This window comes from Agromyces sp. Marseille-P2726 (genome assembly GCF_902809835.1).
In the GTDB taxonomy this organism is placed as follows: domain Bacteria; phylum Actinomycetota; class Actinomycetes; order Actinomycetales; family Microbacteriaceae; genus Agromyces.
The window spans coordinates 58,261-71,835 of the sequence record NZ_CADDWM010000010.1 but is presented as its reverse complement, the minus strand read 5'-3'; the positions used below and the strand labels follow the sequence as shown (position 1 = coordinate 71,835).

The window sequence follows — 13,575 nt, the reverse complement described above, 5'->3', positions numbered from 1 at the left end:
TCACCGATGGTCGGACTCGTGCCCGTGCGAGTGCGCCGCGCCGTTGGCCACGGGCATCGACTTCTGCATGAGCATGAGGAACTCGACGTTCGACTGCGTCTCCTTCAGGCGACCGAGCACGGCCTCGAGCGCCTGCTGCGGCTCGAGTCCGGCCAGGGCGCGCCGGAGCTTCCACGTGATCTTCACCTCGTCGGGCGAGAGCAGCATCTCTTCACGGCGCGTGGACGACGCGTTGACGTCGACGGCCGGGAAGATGCGCTTGTCGGCGAGCTGGCGGGAGAGTCGGAGCTCTGAATTGCCGGTGCCCTTGAACTCCTCGAAGATGACCTCGTCCATCTTCGAACCGGTCTCGACCAGGGCCGTCGCGAGGATCGTGAGCGAGCCGCCGTTCTCGATGTTGCGCGCCGCACCGAAGAAGCGCTTCGGCGGGTACAGGGCCGAGGCGTCGACGCCGCCCGAGAGGATGCGACCGGATGCCGGAGCCGCGAGGTTGTACGCGCGGCCGAGGCGAGTGATCGAGTCGAGCAGCACGACCACGTCGTGGCCGAGCTCGACGAGGCGCTTCGCGCGCTCGATCGCCAGCTCGGCGACCGTCGTGTGGTCTTCGGCCGGACGGTCGAACGTCGACGCGATGACCTCGCCCTTCACCGTGCGCTGCATGTCGGTGACCTCTTCGGGGCGCTCGTCGACGAGCACGACCATGAGGTGCACCTCGGGGTTGTTGATCGAGATGGCGTTCGCGATCTGCTGCAGGACGATCGTCTTGCCCGCCTTCGGAGGCGCCACGATCAGCCCTCGCTGGCCCTTGCCGATCGGGGCGACGAGGTCGATGATCCGCTGGGTGAGCTTGGTGGGCTCGGTCTCGAGCCGCAGGCGGTCCTGCGGATACAGCGGCGTGAGCTTCTGGAACTCGACCCGGGTCGACGACTCTTCGGGCGTCTGGCCGTTGATCGAGTCGACCTTCACGAGCGCGTTGTACTTCTGGCGGCTGTTCGACTCGCCCTCGCGCGGCTGCTTGATCGAACCGACGACCGCGTCGCCCTTGCGCAGGTTGTACTTCTTCACCTGTCCGAGCGAGACGTACACGTCGCTCGGACCGGGCAGGTAGCCGGTGGTCCGCACGAACGCGTAGTTGTCGAGCACGTCGAGGATGCCCGCGATGGGGATCAGCACGTCATCGTCGAGGATCTCGGGCTCGATCTCGTCGCCGCCACCCTGACCGCGGCGCTTGCGATCGCGGTAGCGGTTGCGGCGGCCGCCACCCTCGCCCTCGGGCTGAGGCTGCGCGTCGCGGCCCTGCTGGCCACGGCCGCCATCCTGACGGCTGCCGTCGCCGTCGCCCTGGCGCTCGCGGCCGGACTTGCCACCCTGCTCGTCGCCCTTGCGCGTGTCGCGCTCGGAACCGTTCTGCCGGTCGCCGCGCTCGCCGTTCTGGCGGCCCTGCCGCTCGTCTGCGGACTTCTGCGCGTCGTCACCGCCGCGATCAGCGCGGTCGCCGCCTCGACGGCCCCGGTTGCGGCTGCGGCCCTGCCGGGGCTGCTCGGCAGCCGGCTCGCCATCGCCCTCGGTCTGCTGCCCGTCGCGGGCGCCCTCGCCCGTCGCGGCCGCGAGCTCCTCGCGGACGGCGGCCCGCGCGGCCTCGCGCGCGTCGGCGTCGGTGCCGGCATCGGCGCCGGCGTCGGTGCCGGTCGGCACGAGGTCGACCCCGGCTCCGCCGCGGTTCACGTGCAGCGTCGCGGCCGTGCCGGCGCTCGTCGCGCGGCGCGGCTGGCGGCCCTGGCGAGTCCGCGGCGCCTCGGGCGAAGCGGCCTCGGGCGAAGCGACCTCGGCGGTCGCGGCCTCGGGCGAAGCGACCTCGGCGGTCGCGGCCTCGGGCGAAGCGGCCTCCGGCGAAGCGGCCCCGGCGGTCGCCGCCGCATCAGGCGCGGGTGCCGGCGTCGTCTCGACGAGGCGTGCCGAGTCGACGACCGCCTCGGTCTCGGTTGCTGCCGCCGCCTCGTTCGTCACCTCGGCCGGGGTGTCGGGCCCGGCTTGGGGCTCGGCCGTCTCGCCCGTCGGGGCAGCGTCGGGACCCGGGGTCTCGACGGCCTCGACGGCGGCGGCCGCATCGGACTCGGCGGGAGCCTGAGCCGTGGCATCGCCGCTCTGGTGGGCGGAGATCAGGTCGACGAGTTCTCCCTTTCGGCGCTTCGAAGCACCCGCGATGCCGAGGGATGCGGCAAGCTCCTGGAGCTCGGCGACCTTCATGGCGCTGAGGCGGGTGCGATTCGCCACACTCACGTCGGCGTGGTCGGTTGCGTTGGTCACTGGGTATGTTCCTTTCCCCTGGTCGCGAGAATGCCGACCCAGGAGAGCTTGATCGCCGGCACGAGCGATGTCGTGCGCGGTGGCGCAGACATGCGCGAGAGCGAAAGCAATGGATTGCTGGAAATTGCACGATTGGCGGGGAACGCCAGGAGTTGCGTCGCCTGCCGGGTGCGAGTCAATCCTAACACCCAACCGACGGGGCCTTCGACGCATGACGCGCCGGACGCATCGGGGCCGGCCGCACCTCGACGACCTCGTCGCCGCGTCAGTCGGCGGGCACGACCGTGGCGCCCTTGAAGTCGACCGCGAGCGGCAGCGCCTGCCACGCCGTGTCGGCCGCCTCCTCGACGAGGCGCACCGCGTCGGCTCGTGTGCTCGGATCGTTCGCCAGCACGAGGATCGACGGACCGGCCCCGGAGACCACGGCGGGATGCCCCGCCGCCCGCAGCACGCCGATGAGTCGATCGGTCTCTGGCATCGCCTGCGCACGATAGTGCTGGTGCAGCTTGTCCTCCGTGGCCTGGAGCAGCAACTCGGGGCTCTGGATGAGTGCGGCGATGAGCAGGGCCGAGCGCGACACGTTGAACACCGCATCCTCGTGCGGTACCGACTCGGGCTGCAGCGACCGGGCGAGCGCGGTCGACATCTCGTGCTCGGGCACCAGCACGAGTGGCGAGACGCCGCGGTGCACGATGAGCTTCTTGTGCCTCGGGCCCTCGGGTGTCACCCAGGCGATCGTGAGTCCACCGAAGAGCGCGGGCGCGACGTTGTCGGGATGCTCCTCGAGCTGGGTGGCGAGCTCGAGGAGCTCGTCGGGCCCGAACTCCACGATGCCCTCGAGGAGCCCCTTCGCGGCGACCACGCCGGCGACGATGGCGGCGCCGGACGAGCCGAGGCCTCGCCCGTGCGGGATGCTGTTGCGGGCGACGAGACGAAGGCTCGGCAGCGGGATCCCAGCGTGCGCGAAGGTGTGGGCGATCGCGCGAACGACGAGATGCGACTCGTCGAGCGGAACCTCCCCTTCGCCGACCCCGTGCACCTGGATGTCGTGGGTTGCGGCATCCGTGGCCTCGACGTCGAGCTCGTCGTACCGGGCGAGCGCCAGGCCCAGCGTGTCGAAGCCGGGACCGAGGTTCGCGGAGGTGGCCGGCACCTTGACGTGCACGGCGCGGCCGATGACGGACCCTTCGACGGGGCTCAGGGGAGCTGCCGAAGCGCCCGCGTCGGGGGCGACGGTCGCGCTGGTCATGACACCAGCCCGAGCACCCGGGCCACCTGTGCGGTGTCGACGGGCACGACCGTCGGCTGCACGTCGGAGCCGTCGGCGGTGCGGAGCGCCCACTGGGGGTCCTTCAGGCCGTGACCGGTGACGGTCAGCACGACACGTGCGCCGGCGGGCACGACTCCGGCGGCGGCCCGCTCGAGCAGGCCCGCCACGCTGATGGCCGACGCCGGCTCCACGAAGATGCCGACCTCGGCCGAGAGGATGCGCTGCGCCTCGAGGATCTTGTCGTCGTCGATCGCGCCGAAGTAGCCGCCCGACTCGTCGCGCGCCTGGAGCGCGAGCTCCCACGACGCCGGGTTGCCGATGCGGATGGCGCTGGCGATCGTGTCGGGGTCGCGCACGATCTCGCCACGGACGATGGGGGCGGAGCCCGACGCCTGGAAGCCGAACATGCGCGGCAACCGCGTGGCGTTGCCCGCGTCGATGTCCTCGCGGTAGCCGCGGGTGTACGCCGTGTAGTTCCCGGCGTTGCCCACGGGGATGAAGTGGAAGTCGGGGGCGTCGCCGAGCACCTCGACGACCTCGAAGGCGGCCGTCTTCTGCCCCTCGATGCGGTCGTTGTTCACCGAGTTGACGAGGTGCACCGGGTAGTTGTCGGCGAGGTCGCGGGCGATGTCGAGGCAGTCGTCGAAGTTGCCCTGCACCTGGATGAGCTCGGCATCGTGCGCGATGGCCTGGCTGAGCTTGCCCATGGCGATCCTGCCCTCGGGCACGAGCACGGCGGCCGTGATGCCCGCGTGGGTCGCGTAGGCGGCGGCCGAGGCCGAGGTGTTGCCGGTCGATGCGCAGATCACGACCTTCGCGCCGCCCTCGACGGCCTTGGTCACGGCCATGGTCATGCCGCGGTCCTTGAACGAGCCCGTCGGGTTCATCCCCTCGAACTTCACCCACACGTCGGCGCCGGTGCGGCGCGAGAGCGCCGGCGCGGGCAGGAGGGGCGTGCCGCCTTCGCCGAGGGTGACGATGGGCGTGGCATCCGTCACGTCGAGCCGGTCGGCGTATTCGCGGATGACACCGCGCCACTGGCGCGAGGATGCCTTGGGGGTGGCGTGGTTCACAGTGCTCCTTCGACTCGGAGGACGGACGCGACGGATGCGACGACGGGACTCTGCTCGAGGGAGGCGACGGTCTCGGCGAGCGCGGACTCCTTCGCCTCATGCGTCCCGATGACCAGCGTAGCCCGCTGCGAGCCGTCGGCCACGGTCTGCTGGAGCTGCTCGACCGAGACGCCGTGCTCGGCGAAGACCCGCGCGATCTGCTCGAGCACGCCGGGCTCGTCGGCCACCTCGAGCGTGATCGAGTAGCGGGTGGTGATGCGGCCGATCGCGAGCACGGGCAGTTCCGCGTGCGTCGACTCGGCGGTGCCCGGGCCGCCGATGACATGCCGGCGCGCGATCGCGACGAGGTCGCCGAGCACTGCCGAGGCCGTCTGCACGCCGCCCGCACCCGCACCGTAGAACATGAGCGGGCCGGCGGCGGCGGCCTCGACGAAGACCGCGTTGTTCGCGCCGTGCACGGCGGCGAGCGGATGGCTGCGCGGCACGAGCGCCGGGTAGACGCGCGCCGAGACGCCCTCGTCGCCCGTCTCGCCATCGATCAACCGCTCGCAGATCGCGAGCAGCTTCACGACGAAGCCGGCGCGCCGAGCTGACTCCACCTGATCGGCGCTGACGCTCGTGATGCCCTCTCGATGCACCGCCTCGACCGGGACGCTCGTGTGGAACGCGAGGCTCGCGAGGATCGCCGCCTTCTGCGCGGCGTCGTACCCGCCGATGTCGGCCGTCGGATCGGCCTCGGCGTAGCCGAGCTCGGTCGCCGTCGCGAGGGCGTCCTCGAGCGACGCGCCCGTCGTGTCCATGCGGTCGAGGATGAAGTTGGTGGTGCCGTTCACGATGCCGAGGATGCGGTCGATGCGGTCGCCCGCGAGGCTGTCGCGCAGGGGACGGGTGATCGGGATCGCCCCGCCGACCGCAGCCTCGTACGAGAGCTGCGCACCGACCTGCTCGGCGGCGGCGAACAGCTCGGGCCCGTGGCCGGCCAGCAGCGCCTTGTTGCCCGTGACCACGTCGGCTCCCGAGGCGATCGCTTCGAGCACGAGGGTGCGCGCGGGCTCGATGCCGCCCATGAGCTCGATGACGATGTCGGAGCCCGTGATGAGCGTCTCGGCATCGGTGGTGAAGAGCTCGCTTGGCAGGTCGACGTCGCGCCTGGCGGCGGGGTCGCGAACCGCAATGCCGACGAGCTCGATCCGAGCGCCGATGCGCTGGGTGAGCTCGTCGGTATGGTGCAGGAGCAGCCGAGCCACCTGCGAGCCGACCGAGCCCGCCCCGAGGAGTCCGACGCGGATGGTGCGGTACTCGATCATGCGGGGGCCCCTCCAGCGGCGTCGGATGTGTCGGATCTCTCTGGTGACTCGGTTTCGATCGATGACCCGGATGCCGCGAGCTCCGCGTCGCGCGAGAGCAGGTCGTCCTCCGTCTCGCCGTGCACGATCACTCGCGCCATCCCATCGCGGACGGCGACCACCGGACGGCGCGGCACGTGGTTGTAGTTGTTCGCGAGCGACCAGCAGTAGGCGCCCGTCGCCGCGACGGCGACGAGGTCGCCGGGGCCGACGTCGTGCGGCAGGTAGTCGGCGTCGACGACGATGTCGCCCGACTCGCAGTGCTTGCCCGCGACTCGCACGAGCGATGGCGTCTCGTCGGAGACGCGGCCGGCCAGGCGCACCGTGTAGTCGGCGCCGTACAGCGCGGTGCGGATGTTGTCACTCATGCCGCCGTCGACCGAGACGTAGTGCCGCCATGGGCCGCCGTCGAGCGGCACGGGCTTCACCGTTCCGACGGTGTAGAGGGTGACGCCCGCGGGCCCGATGATGGCACGACCCGGCTCGAAGGCGAGCTTCGGCACGGGCACGCCGTGGTCGCGGCATCCGTCTGCGACCGCGGTCGCGATGCCGAGCGCGATCTGCTCGATCGGGGCGGGCTCATCGGCCGAGGGGTACGCGATCCCGAAGCCTCCGCCGAGGTTCAGCTCGGGCAGGGGCGCGAGGCGCGCGAGCTCGGCGTGCGCGACGAGGAGGCGTTCGGCCGATTCGGCGAACCCGGCGGAGTCGAAGATCTGGGAGCCGATGTGGCAGTGCAGCCCCACGAGGTCGAGCGAGTCGAACCCGCGGATCCGGGTGCCGATCTCGACGGCGCGCTCGAGCGTCACCCCGAACTTCTGGTCCTCATGGGCGGTGGCGAGGAACTCGTGCGTCGACGCGTGCACGCCGCTGTTCACCCGCAGCCGAACGCCCTGCACGCGGCCGGCGCGCGCCGCGGCATCGGCGACCCGGTCGATCTCGATCTCGCTGTCGATGACGATGGTGCCGACGCCCGCCTCGACCGCGCGCTCGATCTCGGCGACGGACTTGTTGTTGCCGTGGAATCCGATGCGGGCCGGGTCGGCTCCGGCCGCGAGCGCGACGGCCAGCTCCCCGCCGGTGCAGACGTCGACGCCGAGCCCGGCCTCGGTGACCCAGCGCACGATGGCGCCCGAGAGGAACGCCTTGCCCGCGTAATACACCGTCACGGAGGTGCCGACGGATGCCGCGGCCGCCTCGAACGCCGCGAGCATGCGTGCCGCCCGCGCCCGCGCGTCGGACTCGTCGACGACGTAGAGCGGCGTGCCGAATCGCTCGGCCAGTTCGGCGGCGGAGACGCCGCCGACGACCAGCCGGCCATCATGGTCGCGGTGCGCGCTCGAGGGCCAGACCGACGGGGCGAGCGCGTTCGCGTCGTCGGGCGCCCGGAGCCACCCGGGGACGGGTTGGATGGATGCCACGGGAAACCTCACGGGACGGACGACGACGGAACGCTCACGGCGAGCGAACCCGGGTCGGTTCCTGAAGCCTTACGCGTGCCGCTCTTGTGAAGCGGCCTCCCCGGAGTCTACCGAGCGTGCCGAGCCCCGCCGAAATCGGGAACGGGTCGCGGTGCTCAGCCGCAGCTGCCGAGCGTGGAGAGGCTCTGCTCGTCGAAGCTGAGCCCGGCGGCGCCCAGCGTGACGGTCGCGGCATCCGGTTCGACCACGATCTGCCGCACCTCGACGCCCTCGGGCAGGTAGCCGGCGACGCAGACGGGAACGGGGTCGTCGCCGAGCAGCCGGTCGGCGAGGCCCGACACGTCGATCGCGCCGCCACCTGCGCCCACCTCGACACCGATCGGCTCGAGCAGCACGGTGTCGCCCGCGGCCATCGGCCGGGCGGTGACGGTGTACTCGATCGGAAGGCCGAGCAACCGCACCGTGTCGGAGTACGCGACGGCGTCGGTGTCGAGGGCGACGTCGCCCTGCACTCCGGGGATCTCGATGAGGGCGTTGATCGCCGCCTCGTCGGCCTCGATCGTCGCGGTCGCCCGACCGACCGGGGCGTCGAGCGCCGGCGGTACGTCGCGCGCGTCGACCTGCACCGCGATCGGCACGCCGTTCACCATGAGCTCCGGTGCCGAGAGCTCGACATGATCCATCGATCCGGCGAGATACTGCGCGATCACCGAGAACCCGCCCAGCCGCACCTTCACGTCGCCCTCGATGCCCGCCGGAAGGTTCTGCTCCAGCTGCTCGGCGACCCGCTGTTCGGCGACGTTGCGAACGACGAGATCGGCTGCCACGACGAGACCGGCCAGCACGGCCAGCATCACGAGGACGGTGATCCATGCCCGCGCCGCGCGGTTGCGTCGGCGCGGAGCGGGGGCTGTGGCATCCGTACCCGACCCCAGCACCTCGGTGGGGTACACCTCGGTGGGGCGGGCATCGCGCGAGGCATCCGTCATCGAAGCACCGGGCTACATGCGCTCGGGCGCCGAGACGCCGAGCAGGTCGAGTCCGTTGCGGATCACCTGCCGCGTCGCGTCGTTCAGCCAGAGGCGGGTGCGGTGCAGGTCGCCGATCGGCTCGTCGCCGAGGGGCAGCACGCGGCAGTTGTCGTACCAGCGGTGGTAGAGGCCGGCGAGCTCCTCGATGTAGCGCGCGATGCGGTGCGGTTCGCGCAGCTCGGCAGCCTGGGCGACGATGCGCGGGAACTCCTGCAGTGCCCCGAGCAGCGCCGATTCGGTCTCGTGCGTCAGCAGCTCGGGCGCGAAGGACGAGCGGTCGACCCCGACGGATGCCGCGTTGCGGTCGACCGCGGCCGTGCGTGCGTGCGCGTACTGCACGTAGAACACCGGGTTGTCGTTCGTGCGACGCTGCAGGATCTCGGGGTCGATCGCGAGCGGCGAGTCTGCGGGATACCGGGCCAGCGTGTACCGCAACGCGTCGGTGCCGAGCCATGCCTGCAGGTCGTCGAGCTCGATGATGTTGCCCGCGCGCTTGGAGAGCTTGGCGCCGCTGATGCTCACGAGCTGGCCGATGAGCACCTCGATGTCGCGCTCGGGGTGATCGCCGGCGGCGCCGGCGAGCGCCCTGAGACGGTGCACGTACCCGTGGTGGTCGGCGCCGAGCAGGTAGATCTTGTGCTCGAAGCCGCGGTCGCCCTTGTCGAGGTAGTACGCCGCGTCGGCGGCGAAGTAGGTGTACGCGCCGTTGGCCCGGCGGATCACGCGGTCTTTGTCGTCGCCGAAGTCGGTGGTGCGCACCCACACCGCGCCGTCCTTCTCGAAGATATGCCCCTGCGCGCGGAGCCGCTCGATCGCCGTGTCGACGTCGGACAGACCGTCGGGCGCCTTGTCGTGCAGGCGCCGCTCGCTCGTCCACACGTCGAAGTGCACGTTGAACCGCTCGAGCGATTCTCGGATCTCGGCCAGCTGCAGCTCGTAGGCGATCTCGGTGGCCGTGTGCAGCGCCACGGCCTCGTCGAGCTCCAGCAGGTGCGGCTCGCGCTCGAGCACGCGGGCGGCGAGGTCGGCGATGTAGGTGCCGGGGTACCCGCCCTCGGGCGTGGGCTCGCCCTTCGCCGCCGCGAGCACCGAGGCGCCGAAGTTGTCCATCTGGGTGCCGGCGTCGTTGATGTAGTACTCTGTCGCGACCTCGGCACCAGCGGCTCGGAGCACCCGACCGATCGAGTCGCCGAGCGCGGCCCACCGGGTGTGGCCGATGTGCAGCGGGCCGGTGGGATTCGCCGACACGAACTCGAGGTTGATCCTGCGGCCGGCGAGCGAGTCGCCGTGACCGTACCGGTCGCCCGCCTCGACGATCGTCTTCGCCAGCACGCCCGCGGCTGCGGCGTCGAGCCGGATGTTGATGAAGCCGGGCCCCGCCACCTCGGCGCTCGCGACGCCGTCGACCTCGGAGAGGCCTGCGGCGAGCTCGGTCGCGATCTCGCGGGGGTTCTGCCCGAACGGCTTCGCGATGCGCATCGCGACGCTCGAGGCCCAGTCGCCGTGCTCGCGGAGCTTCGGCCGCTCGAGCACGATCTGCTCTGCCCGGAGGTCGAGCGAGATGTCGTCGCCGCCCGCACGACGCCGCTCGACGAGCCCGTTCACGAGATCGAACAGGGCACGCGAGAGATCGTCGGGAGTCACCCGCAAATCCTACCCGGCGGCATTGATAGGGTTCGTCACATGCCGCGCCTGCTCCGCCCCTCCCTCGCTCGTTCTGCCGGCCTCGCACTCGTGGCTGCGGCATCCGTCGCCATGCTCAGCGGATGCACCCCTGGAGCCGCGGCACCGTCCGAGACGGCGGCGCCTCCGAACGCATCGGCGTCGCCGACGCCCGGTGCGACGGCCGCACCCACTGAGGAGCCCGAGGAGCCCACGCCCTTCTCGATCGGCTGCGACGAGCTCCTCACTCCCGACCAGTTGTACGAGTTCAACCCGAACTTCGGCACGCATCCCGATTACGAGCCGGCGTCGGCCGAGGTCATCACGATCGTCGAGGAGGACGCCGGCACCGCGTGCGGGTACCTGAACCAGACCAGCGGCGAGGTGATCGAGGTCGGCGTCGCCACCCCGTCGCCGAAGGCCGGGGAGACGCGGCGGAACGAGGCCGCGATGACGAGCCACGTCGTGCCGACGTACGGCACGCCCCCCGACATCGAGGGGTACTTCACCCAGGCCGGTGGCGGCGGGGTCGCTCAGGTGTTCCATGGGCCGTACTGGATCGTGATCGAGTCGGCTGCCCTCTTCGAGCCGGGCGATGCCGCGCAGCTCGTCGCTGCGGTCATCGGCAACCTCCCCGAGGCCTGATCGGGGCATCGTGACGGCGAACTCCGCGACAGGGACGCCCTCGTGGCTCGGCGCGGTGAACGACCGCGCCGGCCTCGCCGTGCTGCTGGAGCACGGTCCCCTGACGCGCAACCGCATCCGCGAGCTCGTCGGCGTCTCGAAGCCCACCGCCTCGCAGATGGTGGCTCGGCTGCTCGCGGGCGGGTTCATCGAGGAACGAGGTCGCACGTCGGGATCCCAGGGCCGCAGCGCCGTGGTCTACGGGGCCCGCACCGACCGGCCGCTCGGCGTCGCCCTCGACCTCGACGCGTTCGAACTCCGCGCCACGGTGGTCGACGCCACCGGCGCCGAACGACCCGTGATCCGATTCGACCTTCCTCGCGACCCCACCGAGCGCTCGCCCGTCGACGAGGTCACTCGCGCGATCGTCGAGGGGTGTGCGGCGGCCGGCACCGACCCCGATGCCGTCCACTCGGTCTGCATCGGCATCCCCGGTTACGTCGATCCCGGCGAGACCGGCGAGCTCTTCAGCGAGACCCTTCCAGGATGGCCGGTTCGCGGGCTTCGGCGCATCCTCGAAGACGGACTGCACCGGTCGGTGCTCATCGAGAACGACGTGAATCTCGCGGCGCTGGCCGAACGGGAGTACGGCGAGGGCGCCGACGCCGACGTCTTCGTCCTGCTCTGGCTCGGCAACGGCGTGGGCGCCTCGTTCGACGTGGCCGGTGACCTGCACCGCGGCAGCTTCGGCGGTGCCGGCGAGATCGGATTCCTCCCCCTCTCCGTCGACGCCGCGGCGACGGACCCGACCGCTCGCACCGTGCAGGACCTCGTCGGCGGCCGGGCCGTCGCACAGCTCGCGCGACAGCACGGCATCGATGCCGGCGGATATCACCCCACCCGCGCGGCTCTCGCAGAGCCCGGTGCGGAGCGCACGCGCGAGGCCGTCTTCCGCGACCTCGCCGAACGGGTCGCCCACGTCGCACTCCCGCTCCTCGCGACCCTCGACCCCGCCCTCCTCGTGCTCGCCGGGCCGTCGTCGAGCCTCGGCGGGCCGGCGTTCGCCACCGAGGTGGGGCGCGGCATCCGTCGCATCAGCCGGTGGTCGCCCGAGGTCGTCGCAACCGGCGTCGACCAGGACCCCGTGCTGCGGGGTGCCCGACTCCTCCTCGCGGGCCGGGTGCGCGACGAACTGCTCGACACGGTCGCGACGGTGAGCCTGGCCTGACGGCCCTACCCGAGCGACTCCCCCGTGTCCGACGCAGGGGCGCCGGAGTGGTAGTCTCTTGAGCTGTGCGCCTCCGTAGCTCAGGGGATAGAGCGCCGGTTTCCGGTACCGTAGGTCGGGGGTTCGAATCCCTCCGGGGGCACTTTCCGAAGCGTCGAGTCGATTCACTTCGTTGACGGCTCGGCAGCCGGTTCCTCCCGCGGCAAGCGCAGACCGAGCACGACTCCGAGAAGCCCGAGGACCCCGAGCACGATCATCGCGAGCGCGTACGACCGGGATGGGTCGACGAGTCCCGCGACGAGGATCGTGCCGGCGACCGCAGTGCCGAGCGACGAGCCGAGGTTCGACACGGCCCGCGAGACGCCCGAGATCTCACCCTGCTGCCCCTCGGGGAACGCCGACTGCACGAGGTTGACCGAGGGCGTGAGCATCAGCCCGAGTCCCAGCCCGATGCCGAGCAGACCCGGTGCGAACGCCCACGCGCCCGGCAGCACCGCGACGGTGAAGATCAGCCCGGCGATGCCGGCCGACGTGAGTGCGAATCCCGCGACGACGAGGGTGCGCTGCGCGAAACGGCGCACCAACCGACCGACGGAAAGCGATGAGGCAAGCAGGCCGACCGTGGCGGCCGTGAAGATGATGCCGGTTTCGATCGCGTTGTAGCCACGGACCACCTGGAGGTAGGCCGCGACGACGAACGACACGCCCATCAGCATCATCCACTGCAGGACCTGCGTGAGCAGGGCCGTGTTGGATCCGCGGTTGCGGAAGAGCGCCGGCGACACGAGCGGTTCCCGCCCGGCGCGCTCGAGCCGACCCGACCGGAACATGAACCATGCGAGCATCGCGGCACCGAAGACCAGCAGGGCGATGGCGAGCGGCAGGGCGTCATCGAGGGCGAGGATCCCCATGACGAGCGCCACGAGTCCGATCGCTGACAGGAGCGCCCCGAGGACGTCGAACGACCGCCCGGGGTCGGGAGCGATGGGGTCATCGACCCTGCGGGCCAGCACGATGATGAGCACGATCACGAGGGCCTGGAACACGAAGGCGGCGCGCCAGTCGATCGCGGTCGTGATGATGCCGCCGATGAGGGGGCCGGCCGCGGCGCCCATGCCGCCGAGCGCACTGATGACGCCGAAGGCCCTCGCGCGCTCCCGGAGGTCTTGGAAGCGCAGCGTCGTCAGGATGTAGACGGGCGGGATCAGGAGGGCGGTCCCGATGCCCTCGAGCAGCGAATTGCCGAGGATGAGCACGCCGAGGTTGGGCGCGATCGCGCTGATGATCGCTCCGACACCGTAGACCCCGAGACCCACGATGAAGAGGCGCTTGCGACCGAACCGGTCGGTGAGTTTGCTGGCTGGGATCATGAGGGCGGCCATCACGAGCAGGAACAGGGTGATGGCGACCTGGATCCCCTGGACCGTCGTGTCGAGGTCCTCGCTCATGTCGTTGATCATCACGTTCATGTTCGAGCCGGCGAAGCTGCAGATGAACTGCGCGAGCGCAAGCGGCGCGAGGATGCGCCGTGCAGCGGCACGAGTGCCGACAGGCGTCTGTGCCATCACCACCTCACCTCCCGATCGACGGCTCGCACCGAGAAGCCCGGCTCACCG

Annotated in this window: 10 protein-coding genes and 1 tRNA gene; 3 read left to right on the top strand and 8 right to left on the bottom strand. The window is 71.2% G+C overall.

What is annotated here, in order from left to right; translation table 11 throughout:
* The 7 genes from rho to HUS56_RS03390 all read right to left on the bottom strand — a co-directional run bounded on the left by rho (window position 1) and on the right by HUS56_RS03390 (window position 10,089).
* A complete protein-coding gene (rho, locus tag HUS56_RS03420) occupies window positions 1-2,307 on the bottom strand; it encodes a transcription termination factor Rho (RefSeq protein WP_256368773.1) in 2,307 nt (768 codons plus the stop codon).
* A gap of 265 nt (window positions 2,308-2,572) precedes the next feature.
* Window positions 2,573-3,556, bottom strand: a complete 984-nt coding sequence (gene thrB / locus HUS56_RS03415) for a homoserine kinase (protein ID WP_173921990.1) — start codon at window positions 3,554-3,556, stop codon at window positions 2,573-2,575.
* Entirely contained in the window at window positions 3,553-4,650 is a 1,098-nt protein-coding gene (thrC, locus tag HUS56_RS03410; protein ID WP_173921989.1) for a threonine synthase, read from the bottom strand. The genes thrB and thrC overlap by 4 nt, the downstream gene beginning before the upstream one ends.
* Complete coding sequence (locus HUS56_RS03405; protein WP_173921988.1) at window positions 4,647-5,957, bottom strand: homoserine dehydrogenase; 1,311 nt, start codon at window positions 5,955-5,957, stop codon at window positions 4,647-4,649. The genes thrC and HUS56_RS03405 overlap by 4 nt, the downstream gene beginning before the upstream one ends.
* A complete protein-coding gene (gene lysA / locus HUS56_RS03400) occupies window positions 5,954-7,414 on the bottom strand; it encodes a diaminopimelate decarboxylase (RefSeq protein WP_254431265.1) in 1,461 nt (486 codons plus the stop codon). Before lysA ends, HUS56_RS03405 begins: the two co-directional genes overlap by 4 nt.
* Before the next feature lie 155 nt (window positions 7,415-7,569).
* Window positions 7,570-8,403, bottom strand: a complete 834-nt coding sequence (locus HUS56_RS03395; protein WP_173921986.1) for a DUF2993 domain-containing protein — start codon at window positions 8,401-8,403, stop codon at window positions 7,570-7,572.
* A 12-nt stretch (window positions 8,404-8,415) separates the two neighbouring features.
* A complete protein-coding gene (locus HUS56_RS03390; protein WP_173921985.1) occupies window positions 8,416-10,089 on the bottom strand; it encodes an arginine--tRNA ligase in 1,674 nt (557 codons plus the stop codon).
* 39 nt (window positions 10,090-10,128) lie between these two features.
* On the opposite strand from HUS56_RS03390, the gene HUS56_RS03385 reads away from it, so the two are divergent.
* The 3 genes from HUS56_RS03385 to HUS56_RS03375 all read left to right on the top strand — a co-directional run bounded on the left by HUS56_RS03385 (window position 10,129) and on the right by HUS56_RS03375 (window position 12,101).
* Window positions 10,129-10,752, top strand: coding sequence for an iron ABC transporter ATP-binding protein (locus HUS56_RS03385; protein WP_173921984.1), 624 nt, complete (start codon window positions 10,129-10,131; stop codon window positions 10,750-10,752).
* Window positions 10,753-10,762: 10 nt separating this feature from the next.
* A complete protein-coding gene (locus HUS56_RS03380; protein WP_254431264.1) occupies window positions 10,763-11,959 on the top strand; it encodes an ROK family transcriptional regulator in 1,197 nt (398 codons plus the stop codon).
* 69 nt (window positions 11,960-12,028) lie between these two features.
* A tRNA-Arg gene (locus HUS56_RS03375) sits at window positions 12,029-12,101 on the top strand.
* Between the two features lie 22 nt (window positions 12,102-12,123).
* Here HUS56_RS03375 and HUS56_RS03370 read toward each other — a convergent pair.
* Window positions 12,124-13,524, bottom strand: coding sequence for an MFS transporter (locus HUS56_RS03370; protein WP_173921982.1), 1,401 nt, complete (start codon window positions 13,522-13,524; stop codon window positions 12,124-12,126).
* Window positions 13,525-13,575: the final 51 nt, after the last annotated feature.